The sequence below is a fragment of the Pseudomonas sp. 11/12A genome, from assembly GCF_000800055.1.
Classification (GTDB): Bacteria; Pseudomonadota; Gammaproteobacteria; order Pseudomonadales; family Pseudomonadaceae; genus Aquipseudomonas; species Aquipseudomonas mohnii.
In genome coordinates, this window is record NZ_JUGV01000001.1 from 3,237,028 (window position 1) to 3,254,095 (window position 17,068).

The 17,068-nt window shown below is 58.9% G+C and carries 14 protein-coding genes and 2 pseudogenes; 5 read left to right on the forward strand and 11 right to left on the reverse strand.

Annotated elements, in window-relative coordinates; translation table 11 throughout:
* The first annotated feature begins 36 nt into the window (after positions 1–36).
* Positions 37–594 (forward strand): GTP cyclohydrolase I FolE, encoded by a 558-nt coding sequence (folE, locus tag GQ39_RS14840; protein WP_020300838.1) that lies wholly within the window; start codon positions 37–39, stop codon positions 592–594.
* A 28-nt stretch (positions 595–622) separates the two neighbouring features.
* Here folE and GQ39_RS14845 read toward each other — a convergent pair whose 3' ends face one another.
* The 5 genes from GQ39_RS14845 to GQ39_RS14865 are packed head-to-tail and all read right to left on the reverse strand — an operon-like array spanning position 623 to position 6,790.
* Positions 623–1,378, reverse strand: a complete 756-nt coding sequence (locus GQ39_RS14845) for an SDR family NAD(P)-dependent oxidoreductase (protein ID WP_020300839.1) — start codon at positions 1,376–1,378, stop codon at positions 623–625.
* A 17-nt stretch (positions 1,379–1,395) separates the two neighbouring features.
* Positions 1,396–2,448, reverse strand: a complete 1,053-nt coding sequence (locus tag GQ39_RS14850; RefSeq protein ID WP_020300840.1) for a phosphotransferase family protein — start codon at positions 2,446–2,448, stop codon at positions 1,396–1,398.
* Positions 2,445–3,740, reverse strand: coding sequence for an acyl-CoA dehydrogenase family protein (locus tag GQ39_RS14855; RefSeq protein ID WP_020300841.1), 1,296 nt, complete (start codon positions 3,738–3,740; stop codon positions 2,445–2,447). Before GQ39_RS14855 ends, GQ39_RS14850 begins: the two co-directional genes overlap by 4 nt.
* Before the next feature lie 24 nt (positions 3,741–3,764).
* Positions 3,765–4,502 carry an SDR family NAD(P)-dependent oxidoreductase gene (locus GQ39_RS14860; RefSeq protein WP_020300842.1) on the reverse strand — a complete coding sequence of 246 codons (738 nt, stop codon included), beginning with the start codon at positions 4,500–4,502 and terminating at the stop codon, positions 3,765–3,767.
* Between the two features lie 50 nt (positions 4,503–4,552).
* On the reverse strand, positions 4,553–6,790 hold the full coding sequence (locus tag GQ39_RS14865) for a CoA transferase (RefSeq protein WP_047531069.1): 2,238 nt from the start codon (positions 6,788–6,790) through the stop codon (positions 4,553–4,555).
* Between the two features lie 192 nt (positions 6,791–6,982).
* On the opposite strand from GQ39_RS14865, the gene GQ39_RS14870 reads away from it, so the two are divergent.
* Positions 6,983–7,390: a VOC family protein gene (locus GQ39_RS14870; RefSeq protein ID WP_020300844.1), complete on the forward strand. Its 408-nt coding sequence runs from the start codon at positions 6,983–6,985 to the stop codon at positions 7,388–7,390.
* Here GQ39_RS14870 and GQ39_RS14875 read toward each other — a convergent pair.
* From GQ39_RS14875 to GQ39_RS14885, 3 genes are read right to left on the reverse strand one after another with little or no spacing between them, the layout of a single operon-like run.
* Positions 7,387–8,166 carry an SDR family oxidoreductase gene (locus GQ39_RS14875; protein ID WP_020300845.1) on the reverse strand — a complete coding sequence of 260 codons (780 nt, stop codon included), beginning with the start codon at positions 8,164–8,166 and terminating at the stop codon, positions 7,387–7,389. The genes GQ39_RS14870 and GQ39_RS14875 overlap by 4 nt on opposite strands.
* 24 nt (positions 8,167–8,190) lie before the next feature.
* The gene (locus tag GQ39_RS14880; protein WP_020300846.1) at positions 8,191–9,222 is read right to left on the reverse strand and encodes an aromatic ring-hydroxylating dioxygenase subunit alpha; all 1,032 of its coding nucleotides are present in this window, start codon (positions 9,220–9,222) and stop codon (positions 8,191–8,193) included.
* Positions 9,223–9,239: 17 nt separating this feature from the next.
* Positions 9,240–10,181 (reverse strand): Rieske 2Fe-2S domain-containing protein, encoded by a 942-nt coding sequence (locus tag GQ39_RS14885; protein WP_020300847.1) that lies wholly within the window; start codon positions 10,179–10,181, stop codon positions 9,240–9,242.
* A 309-nt stretch (positions 10,182–10,490) separates the two neighbouring features.
* Here GQ39_RS14885 and GQ39_RS14890 point away from each other — a divergent pair, with 309 nt between their 5' ends.
* The 3 genes and pseudogenes from GQ39_RS14890 to GQ39_RS14900 all read left to right on the forward strand — a co-directional run bounded on the left by GQ39_RS14890 (position 10,491) and on the right by GQ39_RS14900 (position 13,663).
* A complete protein-coding gene (locus GQ39_RS14890; protein ID WP_047531071.1) occupies positions 10,491–10,970 on the forward strand; it encodes a MarR family winged helix-turn-helix transcriptional regulator in 480 nt (159 codons plus the stop codon).
* Complete coding sequence (locus GQ39_RS14895; RefSeq protein WP_020300850.1) at positions 10,963–12,144, forward strand: HlyD family secretion protein; 1,182 nt, start codon at positions 10,963–10,965, stop codon at positions 12,142–12,144. The genes GQ39_RS14890 and GQ39_RS14895 overlap by 8 nt, the downstream gene beginning before the upstream one ends.
* Positions 12,137–13,663, forward strand: a pseudogene (locus tag GQ39_RS14900) (DHA2 family efflux MFS transporter permease subunit). The gene GQ39_RS14895 and the pseudogene GQ39_RS14900 overlap by 8 nt, the downstream one beginning before the upstream one ends.
* On the opposite strand, the gene GQ39_RS14905 reads toward GQ39_RS14900, so the two are convergent.
* The 3 genes and pseudogenes from GQ39_RS14905 to GQ39_RS14910 form a co-directional block, all read right to left on the reverse strand.
* Positions 13,651–15,303, reverse strand: a complete 1,653-nt coding sequence (locus GQ39_RS14905; protein WP_020300852.1) for a methyl-accepting chemotaxis protein — start codon at positions 15,301–15,303, stop codon at positions 13,651–13,653. The pseudogene GQ39_RS14900 and the gene GQ39_RS14905 sit on opposite strands and share 13 nt — an antisense overlap.
* Positions 15,304–15,366: 63 nt before the next feature.
* Positions 15,367–15,552, reverse strand: coding sequence for an acyl-CoA dehydrogenase C-terminal domain-containing protein (locus GQ39_RS33515; RefSeq protein WP_076961359.1), 186 nt, complete (start codon positions 15,550–15,552; stop codon positions 15,367–15,369).
* Between the two features lie 228 nt (positions 15,553–15,780).
* Positions 15,781–16,959: pseudogene (locus tag GQ39_RS14910) on the reverse strand (IS3 family transposase).
* Positions 16,960–17,068 lie beyond the last annotated feature (109 nt).

The window sequence follows — 17,068 nt, forward strand, 5'->3', positions numbered from 1 at the left end:
CTGCTCCCCTTACATCACTAACAATAAGGTCGATCGATGAACGAAGAAATGACGAAAAATTATCGGGAAATTCTCCAGCACGTCGGTGAAGACCCACAGCGTGAAGGCCTGCTCAAGACTCCGGAACGTGCAGCGAAAGCCATGCGTTATCTTTGCCATGGCTACCGGCAAACGCTGGAAGAGATCGTCAACGGAGCACTGTTCGAGTCGGATAACGATGAGATGGTCATCGTTCGTGAAATCGAATTGTATTCGCTGTGTGAACATCATCTCTTGCCATTTATTGGCAAGGCTCATGTTGCCTACATACCGACAGGCAAAGTGCTCGGATTGTCGAAGGTCGCGCGAATTATCGACATGTTTGCCCGCCGCCTGCAGATCCAGGAAAACCTCACCCGGCAGATTGCCGATGCAATCGCCCAGGTCACCAATGCCGCCGGGGTGGCCGTGGTGATCGAGGCGAAACACATGTGCATGATGATGCGAGGTGTGGAGAAGCAGAACTCGGTGATGAGTACTTCAGTGATGCTTGGCGCCTTCCGCGAGTCGTACAACACCCGTCAGGAATTTTTGCAGCTGATCCGCAGCCGCTAGGCGAGGCGCCAGGCGCCCCACCTTCAACTCAACTGAGCATCAGCATCCCGCCGTCAATCATCAGCGTCTGCCCGGTGACAAATCGAGAACCTTCTCCGGCAAGAAATACCAGCACTGGCGCCAGATCCCGGGCCGGTTCACCCAGTTGTCCGCCGATGGGCACTTGCCCTGCCATGTACGCATCGTGCTGCTGCAGTTGTTCGGCGCTCATGCTCGCGCGAGTCGCCTCGTACATCGGCGTCCACATCGCCGGGGCGATAGCGTTGACGGTAATGCCCAATGGGCCCCACTCCCGCGCCACCGTGCGCGTCCACGCCAGCACGGCCCCCTTGCTGGCCGCGTAATGGGCTTTGCCGGGCTGTCCGATGACGCCTGCCCCAGAGGCGAAGTTGATGATCCGCCCACCGCTGCCCTTCAGCAGCTCATAGGCCGCGCGGTTGGTCAGGAATGTGCCACGGGTATTCACCGCAAAGACTTTTTCCCACTCGTCCAGCGTGATGCTGTCGGCACTGGCATTCGGCGCGATACCCGCAGCATGTACCAGCACATCCAGACCATTGAGCCGTTCGTTGGCCCAGGCGAAAGCGGCGTCCACGGATTGGCTGTCAGCGATATCGCAGACTCGTGTATGCGCCCACCCGCCACCGTCCCCCGTCATCGAGGCGGCTTCGCCCAGGTCGAGGCTGACGACATAGGCTCCCTCCTCCACAAATGCTTTGACCACTGCCGCGCCAATACCCCTGGCGCCCCCCGTGACGATGATGCGTTTACCGGCCAGCTGCATGGGCTGTTCCTCTGATATCAGACTGTTTGATCGATGCGCTGCAACGCCGTAGCGAACAGACGCAACGCTGAGGCGTGGTGTTTTTCACCCGAGACCATCGAGGCTTTGCCCGCACACGCACGGGCGTAACTGACTTCGAGAAAGATGCCGAGCTTGAAGCCGGCCAACACCAGGTACCAGGTGAAGTCCGCCAACGAGCGCGAGCTGCCGGCGCGGTAATGGGCGACCAGTTCGTCGCTGCTGCAAAAGCCTTCCCAGGGGCGAACTTCAATGGTGCCGGCACCACGACCATCAGCACCGGGCCAGGTGACTACCAGCCAGGCAAGGTCGAGCAACGGATCGCCGATGGTCGCCAGCTCCCAATCGACAACTGCGGCCAGTTCCGCGCTGTCGTGGCGAAACATGACGTTGGACAAGTGAAAGTCACCATGCTGGATACCGGTCTGGAACTGCGTCGGGTAATGCTCGCTCAACCAGTTGGCCAACCGGGCAAGTCCCGGCAGACCGCTCGCGCCCGGCCAACCGGGGTAGTCTTTGACGCTGTCCAGTTGCGCCAGCCAACGTGAGACCTGGCGTTGATGAAAACCTTCGGGCCGCCCAAAATCCCCCAGGCCCACCGCCTGATAGTCGATTTCTCCCAGACGCAATAACGCGTCCACCATGGCCAGCCCCATACGTCGGCGCATTGCTGGCTGCTGCGCGTGCGGCGTCGGCAAACCTGCCGCGCAGTTGGGATTGAAGCCCTGTACTGGTTCCATCAAATAGAAACTGGCGCCCAGAACGTCTTGGTCGGCGCAGTCGGCTATCAGGCCGGCATGGGGCACCGGCGATCCGGCCAACGCTTTGAGCAACCGTGCTTCACGGGCAATGGTTTTACTGCCGACTTCGCGCAACTCCCTGGAAGGCCGACGCAATACGAATTCGCGCGTGCCACGCCGAAAGCGCAGCAACAGATTCTGAGTGCCTCCGGTTAATCGCAGTGGGGCCTCGATGGAGCCACTTTCCAGACCCTTTGAGTCCATCCATAGAGCCAGGCGCTCGAGTTCGACCAGATCCTGCCAGTCGTTCATGCGTCGTACTCGCCCAGACTGGCCAATGCATCGGCGTATTTTTCCCGGGCTCGGGCCGCCGCGGTGGGCCGGTGGTAATCGGGGAACAGTTCGTCGCAGGGTTGATAATCGCGTAGCAGTTGTTTGGCGACCGTGATTTTGTGCACTTCGGTGGGCCCGTCGGCCAGCCCCATCTGGAAGGAGCGGACGATGTACCCGGTAAACGGCATTTCTTCGCTTACCCCTAACGAGCCATGTACATGCAGGGCGCGCGCGGCGATGTCATGCAGCACCTTGGGCATGGCGGCTTTCACCGCAGCGATGTCTTTGCGTACCCGTTTGTAGTCCTGATACTGGTCGATGCGCCATGCCGTGCGCATGACCAGCAAACGAAATTGTTCGAGCTCGATCCACGAGTCGGCAATTTTTTCCTGGACCATCTGCTTGTCCGCCAGGCGGCTGCCCTGGGTACTACGCGACAGGGATCGTTCACAGAGTGCATCCAGGGCTTTCTGCGCTTGGCCAATCACCCGCATCGCATGGTGCACGCGGCCGCCACCCAGTCGTACCTGGGCCACGACAAACGCCTGACCGGGCGCGCCGAGCATGTCGCCAGCAGGCACTCGCACCTTGTCGAACGACAGGTAGGCATGGGTTGCGGCCGGGTCATCGGCGATACCGACGTTGCGGATAATGCTCACCCCCGGAGCATCGGCGGCAACAATAAACATCGACATGCCTTCATACACCGACACGTTTTTATCGGTGACCGCCATCACGATATAGAACGCGGCGTAGCGGGCATTGGAGGCAAACCATTTTTCGCCGCTCAGCAGCCAGTCATCACCCTCACGCACCGCTTCGGTGGTGAACACCGCAGGGTCCGCGCCGCCTTGGGGTTCGGTCATGGCGAAGCAGGACACGATATCGCCGTCGAGCAAGGGTTGCAGGTAGCGCTGCTTCTGCGCCGGCGTGCCGTAATGGGCGAGGATTTCACCGTTACCGGAGTCCGGTGCCTGACAACCAAACACAATCGGTCCGAACAGCGAGCGGCCGAGAATTTCATTGATCAACGCAAGGCGCACCTGGCCATACCCTGCCCCGCCCAGTTCCGGGCCCAGGTGACAAGCCCACAAGTTGCGCGCCTTCACCTGCGCTTGCAACGGTTTGACCAGTTGCTTGAACAGCGGGTCGTGGATATTCCACGGGCTGCCCAACACGTGGTCGAGAGGCTCGACTTCCTCACGCACGAACTGCTCGATCCAATCCAGTTCCACTTGAATCTCGGGGTCGGTCTGAAAGTCCCAGGCCATGGTGTTTCTCCTAGCAAATAGCGATCAGGCCAGCAGCATGCCGCCGTCGACCAATAGGGTTTGGCCGAGCACATAGCTGGCCAGCGGCGAGGCGAGAAACAGAGCCACATTAGCCATGTCCTGAGGCGTGCCGAGGCGCCCTTGAGGAATGGCGCGCAGCGCACCTTCCAGGCGTTTCGGGTTGCTGGTGGTCACCCGTGTCAGCTTGGTTTCCACCAGCCCCGGGGCAATGCCATTCACCCGGATACCATCACGAGCCCAGGCTTCGGCCAAGGTGCGAGTCAGCCCGAAAGCGCCGGTTTTCGAGGCGTTGTAGGCAGGGTTGCCACGGGTAGAATGGAACGCTGCTGCCGAACTGACCGTGATCATCGAACCCTTGGCTTCCATCAGCAGCGGGTGAAATTTCTGCGCGCAGACCATCAGGCTGGTGAGGTTGATGTCGAGCACGCGCTTGAAGCCCTCAGCGAGGAATTCCTGACGGTCGTAGAGCACCGTGCCTTGCGCTTGCACCAACACATCCAGACGGGTGAATGGCACACAGACCGCTTCGATCAACGCTGCATCCGCGACGTCGACCTGCGCGTAATGCAAGCCTTCAAGGTTAGAGTCGGGTGAGTCGTGATAGGCCGCCGCCGAGGCACGCGTACCCCAGACATGCACTTCGGCACCGCGCTGGCGAAAGTTCTGCGCAATGCCATTGCCGATGCCACTGGACCCGCCGACTACCAGCACGGTTTTACCGCTGAAATCCAACTCGTACATGGGTATTCCTTGTGCTTGTCGAAAAATGCTGCCGGCCAATAGGCCCACCGTTACAGCGCCACCAGGCCAGCCGAGGCCAATCGTTCGAGCTCGCTGCCGGTAAAGCCGAGGCCTTCCAGAACTTGCCGGGTATGTTGGCCGAGGGCGGGCGGTGGGCGCTGCAGCGATAACGGCAAGTTGCCGAAATCCCAGAACGCGCCGATCTGTTGCAAGTCGCCGTAAACAGCATGTGAGTAATGCGCGTGCAGACCCGCGGCGGCGTGTTCGGGGCTGTCGAGAAAGGCATCCATCTGCGCCTCCAGGACGGCCTGCGCAGGAACTTGCACTTCAGCCAATGCTGCGAGCGCCGCTTGCCGGGTAAGACCTGCAAACCAGGTTTCGGGCTGATCACCCATGAGCGCCTTGAAACGCTGCACCTCATCCGGTTGCAGCGCTGCCACCACCAGCCAGGCATCGCTACATAGATACAAACGGTGTGCGTCACTCACACCAGTCTGTTGCGCATCCATATGTTCGATTGGGGTCAGGCTGCCGTCTTCAAGCACCACCGCTTCGCTCATCGATAGCAACGTAGCGCCCAACAATGACGAGCTGACCATTTGCCCGACGCCACTGCGGTTGCGCTCGTACAATCCCAGCAGCAAGGCATAGAGCGAGGATAAACCGGCAAAGAAATCGCCCACGCCAAAACGCAGCCACATCGGCGCCTGCCCCTCCCCGCCCTGCTCCCTCTCCCAGCCGCAGGAAGCCTGCATCAATTGGTCAAAACCCGGCCAATCCGCGCGCGGTCCGGTCGGTCCGTAGGCACTGACATGGCAATACACCAGCTGCGGGTTGAGCACTTTGAGGCTCTCGTAGTCGACCTTGAGTTTGCGTGCGGCCGGCAGCCGCATGTTGTGGTGAACAACATCGGCCCAACGGGCCAACGTTTCTACGGCGGGCTCGGTTTGCTGATCGCCCAACTGCAGCGCTACCCCCAACTTGCCACGCTGGGTGCCGCTGAAAATCCGCTCCAGGCGGCGCATGGCATCGCCTTTGGGCGCTTCGACTTTAATGACTTCGGCGCCGAGGTCCGCCAGAAGCATGCAAGCAAACGGCCCGGCCAGGTAGGCGCCCAGATCCAGTACTTTCAGACCGTGCAGCGGAGGCAAGGGCGCCGGGCTCGACCTGGGCACTTGCGAAGGGATCACAGCATCGGCGCCTGACAGTCCGGCGTTCCCCTCACCTGCCAGAGGTGCGCTACCGCCAACTCGTGCGGGTGGCTGCACCTGCCAGGCAGGGCCTGGTTGCAGGGTCTTGCCCAATTGCACATCGTCGACTTCAACCACATAACCATTCAGGCGTGCTTGCTCGTCGAAGTAGATATCGCCAAAGGGAGCGGCAATTTGCGCGGCCACGTCGTGCTGCCAGAAATGCTCGACCCAGTCCTGTGCCGGCCGTGTGGCAATGATCGCCTTGTTGGCGCCGAAGTTTGGCGCCACATGGCTCGATGGCCACAGCGCGTTCAAGCGAGCCACTTCGGTTTCGCCGAGCTCACTGAGTGCCGCGGCCATCCACGGGGATTTGTCCGGCGAATAATGCACATGCAACCAGCGGCCATCAGCGCATTGGTGCAACGGAATAGGAATGTGTTTATCCAGGCCTTTGGCAAAGGCCTGCGTCGGCGTTTGCGCGCGGTTCCAATGCATGGTCATTGGCACCAAGGCTGCCTGAGCCAAACTCGTATGAGCGATACCGCCGCAGCCGTCACGTTCGCGTGCAAGCAACCGCGCCATCACCCCAACCACGCACAACCAGCTGGCCAGCCAATTGGCAAAGGGCATGCGCACGAATACCGGGCCGGGGCGATGCGCCGGTTGCTCGTCCAACAGGCCAAGGCGCGCCAGGATCAAAGTTTCCCAGGGGATGGCATTCGCCAGTGCATGCCGTTGGGGCCAGCCGCTAATTGCCGAGATAATCAAGCGAGGAAAGTCTGCAGCGAGTTGCGCGTCGGCCAGACCATGGGCCTGCGCTACCGAAGGTGTGAAGTCGTGTAGCAGCACATCGGCGCTCGCGAGCAGAGAGTTTAGTTGCTGACGATCTTGGGGATTTTCCAGACTGAGGATGACACTGCGCTTGCCACGGTTAAGCACAGCAAACAGCGCCTGTTTCTCTCTGGCGGGGTTGGCGGGTGGCTCGATCATCACCACTTCGGCACCCGCTTCGCAAAGATGCATGCCAGCGGCAGAGCCGGCAATGCCGGAACACAGACTGATGACGCGAATTCCTTCGAGGATTGCCTGGCTCATTCAGCACCTGTCTTCTTCTGCGCTTAGCGTTTTGCAGCAGAGCTGCAGAACGAATCCATGGCGTTACCCTAAGCGATCAATGATAAATTCCATAGATAGATTATTATTCCGAATATAGAATCATAAGCAGGAATATGAACAGCAAATAACAATTCGTCTAAATATCACTAAAAGCCGATCAGGGGCGTTGCGATGATCCTGCGCATGGACCACTTCACCATCGTCACCAACCAACTGGAGGCGACACGGGATTTCTACGTGGAGGTACTGGGTCTGGTCGACGGGCCACGCCCGCCCTTCCCGGTTCCCGGCTTCTGGCTGTACGCCCGGCAACAGCCCGTACTGCATGTGGTGGGCGTATCACAAATGCCGGAGCCGCGACGTGGCGTGCTCGACCATATGGCGTTTCATGCCCAGGGCTTGCAGAAAATGTGGACGCACCTGGATGAGCACGGCGTGCGATTCAAGGTGATCCGTGCTCCCGGCGCCGATCGCACGTGGCAGCTGTTCATGCAGGACCCCAATGGGGTTGAAGTGGAGTTGGATTTCGACGCCAGCGAAGTGCTGCCCGCCGACTGGAAGGAACGCCGGGGAAGCTAAATCAATCCAGCATAACTGCCGCCGTCGATCTGCAAATTTTGCCCGGTGATATAGCCGGCTTGCGCCGAACAGAGAAATGCGCAGGCGGCTGCCAATTCGCTCGGCTGGCCAAATCGTCGCGCCGCTATCGGCTTGAGCATTTCCACCCGTGCTTGCTCAAAACTGAGCTGGCGAAGCCCCGCCAGCTGCTCGGTCATAAAGCGCAGACGGTCCGTCTCAATGCGCTCCGGCAGCAGATTGTTGATCGTTACATTGTCCCGTGCCACTTCGACCGACAGAGCTTTGCAAAAAGCGGTCAGCCCGGCACGTGCAGCGGTGGACAAACCCAACGGCAAACGCGGTGACTTGACCATCGCCGAGGTGATATTGACGATGCGGCCGAAACCTCGCGCCCGCATACCGCCGATCACAGCCTGGATAAGCAGAATGCCTGAGAGCATGTTGGCCTCAATGGCCGCCATCCAGGCCGCGTGATCCCAATCCTCCAGACGACCCGGCTCTGGGCCGCCGTTGTTGGTCACCAGAATGTCGACTACCGGGCACGCGGCCAACAATGTCGCACGCCCGGCAGAGGTGGACAGATCCGCCACCACCGTGCGGGGCAGCCGGCCAGTGCCGAGAAAAATGTCCTGCGCGGTTTGCGCCAGGGTCTCGGCATTGCGGCCGTTGATCAGTATCTCGCAACCCTCCTGCGCCAATGCCAGCGCACAGGCTTTGCCAAGCCCTCGTGAAGACGCGCATACCACCGCCATGCGCCCGCCAATGCCCAGATCCATAGCCGTACTCCTTGCGTGATGGGGTCAGTCTTTCATGCCCAACAACGTGCTGATATCGCGTCCGGGTTCAGCATCGCTGCCGTAGGCGAACTGACCGGCGCGCTGGCGTTCGACCAGTTGTTCCATCTGGTAGCGATAACGAGTACCTGGGGTATCGAAACGCGAATGCAGGTCACGTCGCTCATCGGTCTCGAAATAGCGCTGATTTTGCGGACGCACCACCGAGTTGTCCTGGGGCTGGATGATGTAGTTGATGCGCGGCATCACGTAGCGAAACGGTGACGGTGCAGCGGTGGTATTGAACGTGACGTCACAGCGCGAGCGATGCTTGCCCACCGGCAAGAACGGTTGCAAGTTAGGAACGTCATAACCGGGACGAAATCGCGGGTAGGAGATGCACACATTACTGCGCAAATGGATGTGCAGCACCGCGCGAAAATCCTGGTACTTGGCGCGCACCCCGCCGACCCAACGCATGATCGGCGCCACTGATTTTTGTGCGACTGTACGGGTGCGGGTCACCGTTTCAGAGGTCCATTGCACCTCGACCTCGTCCGACTCGCTGATGCCGTCGCCGATGGTATTGGCATGCAGGAAATCGGCGTGGGTCAGGTCAATCAGGTTTTCTACAGAGAGCGCAGAGGTCGCATCGAATCGCACGGTGCGCTGGGTGTAGCCAGGAAGACTGCCGTCTTGCGGCAGGAACGGGATATGCGGCAGCAGCAATGTATCGGCGGCATCCGGGTTGCCGTACCAGACCCAAATGTAGCCGTAACGCTCGACCAGCGGATAAAACCCGCTGCCGCCAGTGAATGCCGTCAGCACGCACGTATTTTCACGCAGACGATAGGGATGGAATTCAGCTGCTCTCGGCTGCCCGTTTTCCCGCCACAGGTAATAGGGTTGGGCATGAATGATTCGACGAATTGGCTGGGCACTGAGGTCGCGACTATGGGAGACCGGAAACCAGGTGTCACGCAGGTCATAGTTGATCGGTGTCCAGTCACCCCGCACTTTGCGCGACGGAGTATCGGTAGAGGAAGGCACGGAATGCATGGTGAGTTCTCCTGTGCTCAGACGATCGCGCTTGCGGGAATCAGATGCGGTCGGCGAAAGGCACGCAGGTCGCGGGATGGGGCTTGCAGCAGGGCCGCGACGGCTACGCCGTCAATCAAGTGGTTCACCCGGAACGGCGACCTGCTGAATGCACGGGCAATACGCCAACGCAACGGTGCCTTGGCCGGCACGTGCTCAGTCACGAATCCTCGCCAGCACAGGCTGGTGGTGCCACGGCGGTTGGCCCCGGTTGCGATCATCAGGGTAACGAGCGGCATTTCTTCTTCGTTGAGCAAATCCACCCGAATACTGCCGCCGCTCAGGGGTACTGCGGTGCGCACAATCAAGGGGTAGTCCACCACAAACTGCGATGGCAGAAATTGTGTGGACCATACCGCACCGCGCTCCAGAACCACGCGGCCCTGCTCTCTGCGTAGATCGCCAAGGAAGAAATCGGTGAGGCGCACATGGGTAAAGCCGAGCAAGCATTCCGGGCCGTCGAGCATCGCCGCCAGATACTGGTCGTGACTCATGTTGACGACGGTGGAACCGGTAAATTCGCGACCGCTTGGCCGGTAATCGCTGCTGGGGAGCTCCCCTTGCGATGCGCCCTCACCCAACCACACATGGACGAAGCCATTGGCTTCGCTCACCTGAAAGGCCCGCACGGCATAGCGTGGCGGTACGCGCTCATCATCATTAAGGTTGGGAATTTTTGTACAACCGCCACTGGCACCATCGAAGGTCCAGCCGTGGTAACCACATTGCAAACCAGACTCGACAACTCGTCCCAGAGCCAACGGCACCCGCCGATGTGGACAACGGTCTTCCAGAGCAAAAGCCTGCCCGGCTGCGTTGCGGAACAGGACCAGTTCCTCGCCACCAAAGGCCACGGCCAATGGCTTTTGATCATTCACAGCCTCGGAAAGCGCCATGGCCCACCAGCCAGGGGTCGTCATCGGTTTGCCTCATTGTTGTTGTGTTTTTGGGCTTTTGTTTGCAATGCAATCAACGCTAACGGTAGCGGTACAATGCTGTGATGGCAACCATAAGTAAACATTTTAATGATTTATGTTCATACTCATAAAAACCTATCTAGAACCCAGAAATACTCCGAACACTGCTCAACAAAACGGATTATCAGCCAAATAAATCGCTGAATATGAACATTCTTAACTTTAATGCCCATTTTTCCTTGAAAAGGATCAGCAGAAAACCTATAAGCCTGATCACCATGAGCATGCTCATTCACTTCAGGTGCGTTGACGATGACCCAATCCATCCTCGGCTTTGTCCTCCATGACGTTGCCCGTTTGATGCGTAAACGCTTCGAACAATGGGCCCGCGCAGCCGGTCTCACGCGCTCTCAATGGCAAGTTCTGGCCAAACTGTCCACGCATGAAGGCATTCACCAGAAGGGTCTGGCCGACTTGCTTGAAATCGAGTCGGTCACGCTGGTGCGCTTGCTGGACAAAATGCAGGAGCGCGGTCTGATCGAACGTCGCAACCGCGCCACCGATCGCCGTTTTTCCCTGTTATTTCTCACTCCGGATGCCCATCCGCTGCTGCAATTCATGCGCACCATTGGCGAGCAGACTCGAGTGGAAACCATGGCCGACTTTTCCGTTCAGGAGCACGATCAATTGCTGCAGTACCTCGAACGCATGCGTGAACACTTGCTGACGGCTTGCAGCCAGCCGGTGGATGAGCCCACTAACTGCGCGGCAGACGAGGTGACGCATGGCTGAGTCCACATTGCAGCGTCATGCGGTGCAGGCAGAAGCCCGTCCACTCGACCCACTGGCGAAACCTGAAGCGCAGGCGCCTGAAGCTCCCACCCTTGATCGTCATGGGCCAGAATCCTCCGGCGCTCCACGGCAACGCTGGCGCGTCGGCCTGTTTTTGCTGGCGCCGATTGTCGTCGTGGCCTGTGGCGCTTGGTATGTGTTGGGTGGCCAAGTGGTCAGTACCGACAACGCCTACGTTCAGGCCGAACGGGTGGGCGTTTCGACCGATGTGGCCGGGATCGTGGCGGCCATTGAGGTCAGTGACAACCAAGTCGTGAGCAAGGGCCAAGTGTTATTTCGCTTGAAGCCAGAACCCTTTGAAATCGCCTTGGCCAGTGCCAGCGCGCAACTGGAAGGCGCGCGCAACCAGATCCTTTACCTCAAGGCCAGCTACAACCAGTCACTGGCCGAAATCGCCCAGGCTGAAGCCAGGCTGCCCTACTACCAGACCAATTTCCAACGGCTGGAAAAACTTGTCAGCGTTGCCGCCGTCTCCAAGACAATCTACGACGACGCCCATCAGGACCTCGACAATACCCGCCAGCAGGTTTTGGTAGCCAAGTCCCAGGCTGCTGCGGCATTAGCCCAACTGGGAGGACGGCTGGACAGGCCTCTCGAGCAACATCCCTCCTACTTACAAGCACAAGCAGCGCTCAATGAAGCCGAACGCAACCTGCGTAACTCGGTGGTGACCGCCCCGTTCGACGGCGTGGTGACCAACGTGGACTCGTTGCAAGTGGGCGCCTACCTGCAACCCCCACAATCAGGCTTTAGCCTGGTGTCCAGCGAACACCTATGGGTGGCTGCCTCGCCGAAAGAAACCGAGCTGACCAACGCTCACGTCGGCCAGGACGCAACCATTGAGGTAGACACTTATCCCGGCGTGACCTGGCACGGCACCGTGGAAAGCATCAGCCCGGCTTCCAGCTCCAGCTTTTCGCTACTGCCGGCACAGAACACCACGGGCAATTGGGTGAAGGTTGTGCAGCGTATTCCGGTGAAGATCCGTATCGACGATGCCGTAGGCAAACCCGCGCTGCGCCACGGCATGAGTGCCTTGGTAGAGATCGATACCGGAACCGCCCGTGGTCTGCCGAAACCGCTGGCCAACCTGCTCGCCCGCCATCATGAGTGAAGTAACTGGGCCGCTGCCACCTTCGCCGCTACGAGTACTGATTACGCTGTGTGTGGTGCTGGCAGTGGTCATGCAAGCCTTGGACACCACCATCGCCAACGTCGCCCTACCCTATATGCAGGGCAGTGTGTCGGCCAGTGCCGACCAGATTAACTGGGTACTGACTTCCTACATCGTCGCCACCGCCATCATGACGCCGCCCTCGGCATTCCTTGCCCGACGCTTCGGTCGCAAGCGCGTATTGCTGTGATCGATCTTCGGTTTTGTATTGGCGTCGGTGCTCTGTGGCATTGCCCGGTCCCTGGAAGAAATCATCCTGTTCCGTTTACTGCAAGGGCTGGCAGGGGCAGCATTGGTGCCGTTATCGCAAGGCATTCTGCTGGATATTTACCCGCAGAAAGACCGTGGCTCGGCAGTGGCCTTGTTCGGCGTGTCGGTGATGGTTGGTCCGGTGCTGGGTCCGATGATCGGCGGCTGGCTAACAGAACACCTCAGCTGGCGCTGGGTGTTCTTCATCAACTTGCCTATCGGATTGCTGGCCTTTGTCGGCATGATGCGCTTCATTCAGGAAACCCCGGCCGACAGAACCGCCCGTTTGGACTGGCTAGGCTTTGGCTCGCTCAGCGTGGCGATCCTGTCGATTCAATTGTTCCTCGACCGCGGTGAACAGCTGGGCTGGTTCGATTCAGGAGAAATCATCCTGGAGGCGCTGGTGGCCGCCATCGCTTCGTACATTTTCATCGTCCACACCTTCACCCACGACAAGCCCTTTATCAGTCTGAAACTGTTCAAGGACCGCAATTACTCGGTGGCGGTCGTGTTTATCTTCATCATCGGCATTACCTATTTAGCGTCATTGGCGCTGATGACACCCTACCTGCAAACCCTGATGGGTTACCCGGTGCTCACCGCCGGCATGGTCATGGGGCCACGCGGACTGGGGACCATGCTTAGCATGTTCCTTGCCGGGAAGATCATCGGCAAAGTGGATATTCGCTGGATACTGTTTTGCGGTTTGTTGCTGTCCGCCTGGTCGATGTACATGATGACCGGCTGGACGCCGGCAGTGTCCATCAACACCATCGTGTACGTCGGCTTTATTCAGGGCGCGAGCCTGGGTCTGTTGTTCGTCCCACTGACCACCATCGCCTTTACCACCCTAGCGCCGCATTTGCGTGGCGAAGCCACTGGTCTGTACAACCTGTCACGCAATGTCGGCTCAAGCGTTGGCATCTCGATCGTTACGGTGCTGCTGGCTCAAAACACTCAGATCAATCATGCCGAAATCGGCGCATACGTTACGCCGTTCAACCGCCTGTTCGATGCCTGGCCTGTAAACAACCAACTCAATCCATTAACCGCCGGCGGGCGTGCGGCGCTGGATGGCATGATCACTGTGCAGGCCAGCTGGGTGGCCTACCTGGATGACTTCAAGCTGCTGATGTGGTTATCCATTGGAGTCATACCCCTGCTGCTGATATTCAGGACACCGAAGTCTCAAGCAAATCAGGCCTCGTAGCGAAAACGTCCCACTGCTACATTCAGCTCATCGGACAGTTCGCGCAAAGACACCACAGCTCCGGACACCTGATGAGTGATCGCATCGCCCTCGCCGGCCATGCGTGCGATGTGCTCGACGTTGGCAACGATGCCCCGCCCACCCTCGTTCTGCACGCTCACCGCATCGGCAATCCGGTCCACCCCACGCGTGGAGTCGCCGACCAGTTCCGCTGCCTGTTGCAGGGTACTTTCCAACTCACTCAGCAGTCGGCCGCTGTCGTCCAATGCCACCGTGCCGGCGCGCAGGGCTTCGTCGACCACCTCGGACTGGCTCTCGAGCTTTACCGTCAACTGGTTGATCGAGTTGGCTGCCAGCGCAGAGCGTTGTGCCAGATTACGCACTTCGTCCGCCACCACGCTGAAGCCGCGTCCACTCTCGCCAGCCCGTGCCGCCTCGATCGCCGCATTGAGCGCCAGCATGCTGGTCTGCGCGGAAAGGTCCTTGACCTGACCGATGCTGGCGGTGATCGCAGTAGTGCTTTCGACAAAATCGCCCACCGAGCCACGGATGGCGGAGAATGCATGGCGCACGCTGTCGATTTTCTCGAGCAGTCGCGACAAGGCCAAGTGTCCATCCTGCGCACCGCGCAAACTGGCTTCGGCGCAGCTGCGCAGGCTTTCAGCATGACTGGAGATTGCCGCAATCCCGTCGCTCATCTGCTCGATGGTCATCGACACCGCGCCCACCGCACCGGCCTGCGCCGTAGAGCTTTGCGCCACACGCGCCGAAGCGCCCACCAGCTCCTCTGCCGAGGCGCCGACCGATGCCGCGACTCCGGCTACCTTGCGCATTGCCTGCTGGAAGCTATCAATGAGTTCGTTGAATGCCTGAGCCGTGTGGGCAATCTCGTCTCGACCCATGACCCGCACGCGTCGGGTCAGGTCGCCATCGCGCAACTCGATCGAAGCCCTCTCGATTTCCCGAATGGGCCGGATGATTTGCGCACGCAACAAAAGACTGACTAACACAGCCAGTAAGCTGCCACCCAGCAGCACCGCGACGAGCATCCGTGAGACCTGCTGTTGTGTTGCGCCCGCCTCAGCGAAGGCGCCAGAGGTCAGCTCGGCTTGTAGGCCCAACAGCCGGTTGAATTGACCTTGCAGGCCATTGTTGTCGGCACGCACCCGACCCAGCAGCGAGGCAGCCTGTATCTGGTCACTCAAAGCAGTGCGCTTGAATTCGGCAAGCCCCTCGCCGACCACTGCGGCCTGCTCCTGCACCGCTTGATAGAGCGCTCTCTCTTCTTCGCCCAGGCGAGTTTCACGAGCCACCTTGTCCAGCCCGGCACGCATGTCGTCAACACTGGCCTGCATATCTTCAAGATATGACTCAAGGTCTTCCGCGGAAGCTTGCCCACTGGATTCAAGGATGCGCGCGCCTGTGGCATATGCGCCGACCATCGCCGCCTGCGAGGCGGCCGAGGTTTCTAACACTTGCCGATATTGCTGGAAACGCAACTGGTCGATTTCCTCGATTACCGCTTGTTGCTTAGCCAGCCCGCGGTAGGCCAGACCCGAGACAACCAGTAGAGCGAGCACAAATAACCCGGGCAGCACGAGGAGCTTGGCGCCGATTGAGAAGCCTTTCAGAAATGACATGTTGGTTACCGTTTTTGTTTTTATAGGGCGTGAATAGGCAGGCAATTTATCCTGCATTATTCTTTATACAGTATTTAATTCTATTATCAGAACAATATTAAAAGTTTGATGTCCCGCCATCGTGCCTTGCCTCCGCCCTGCAACTAACGCCTGGCGTAACCAAAGCCAGCCAACCAGCACTGGAACGAACAGGCCCAGGTAAGCAGCGGCATTGCAAAGACCAAGGTCAGGTTCGATACCGCCCCCCACAGAATCGCCAGTGCCTTGATTAATTCCGCCGCAAGTACCGATGAATGCCGCAGCCCTGCGGCTTCATCGAGCCTGCGGCGACCTGCTCAGCCGTAAGCGAACGTCCATGTGAGGCTTCCAGCAAGTGCTTACCTATTCAGGCGAGGGAAAGTTTTTCAATGAAGGCCGGGAATTCCGCTAAATGCGGAGTCACCGGGCAAGCAGGGAGGAACCCGCACCCTGTAGTGGTCAACTAATTCCGGACACCTCGATAGGTGATTTTGACGCCATCGCCCGTTCGTAAACGGTCGGTGGCAGATATCCCAGTTTCGAGTGCAGCCGTTCGTTGTTGTAAACCCAACGATGTACTCAGTGATGTCGCGTATCGCCTCGGCATGGTTGGCGTAATCACGTCGCCATACCCGCTCCATTTTCAAGCTCAGAAAGAAGCGCTCCATCACTGCGTATCCCAGCAGTTACCTTTACGGCTCATGCTTTGCTGCATGTCACTTCTTGCCAGTAGCGCTCTGTAGCTCGCACTCGCGTACTGGCTGCCGCGATCCGAGTGGGCGATCAAGCCGGGTGGCGGTTGACGTTGAGCAACCGCCAGCTGCATTGCACTGCACACCAGTTCAGCGGGCATGTTCGGCGCCATTGACCTGCCCACTACCTTGCGTGAGAACAAGTCCAGCACCACAGCCAGATACAACCAGCCACTGCGGGTTCGGATGTAGGTAATGTCTGCTACCCAGGCCTTGTTCGCCGCCTCGGGTTCAAATTGGCGGTTCAATACATTTTCAGCAATCGGCAGGTCATGTTTGCTGTCGGTGGTGTGCACAAATTTACGCTTCCAGGCCGAACGCAGGCTGTTGACGCGCATCATGCGGCGAATCTTGTAAATGCCTACTTGCATACCCTTTGCGCGTAACGCTTTACGCAATGGGCGACTGCCATAACAGCCGCCACTTTCAGCAAACGACGCCTTGAGTTGCAGAGCAACGGGCCAGATCGATGCAGGAGCCCCAGCGCGCTTGTTGGCCTCGTAGAAGCCGGATCGACTAACCCCCAACAAACGGCACACATACGCCACCGAACAAGCCTTCTGTTGCAGCTGGCGAACCAAGCGGTACGTTACTTCAGCTCGCGGGCAAAGAAGGCGGTGGCTTTTTTTAATACATCGTTATCCATCTTGAGCTGACGGTTTTCTTGCTCCAACTGGCGAATACGCTGTTGCTCAGAGGTCAGCGGCTTGCCGATCCCGGCTTGCCCCAACTTCTCGGCCTCATACTGTTGTACCCAGCGTCGAACGGCCGTATCACCAATATCAAGATCACGACAAACCTGTGAAACACTCAGGCCCTGGTCCTTGATCATCTTTACAACTTCCAGCTTGAAGCTGTCGTCGAATACTTTGCGTTTGTCGGTCATGGAGAACTCCTCAATAGGTGTATTTTCCACCTATCGGGGTGTCCGGGGAAATTAGACCACTACACCCTTCACGTAACGACAAAATCGACGCTGCCTGGTGTCCCCAATT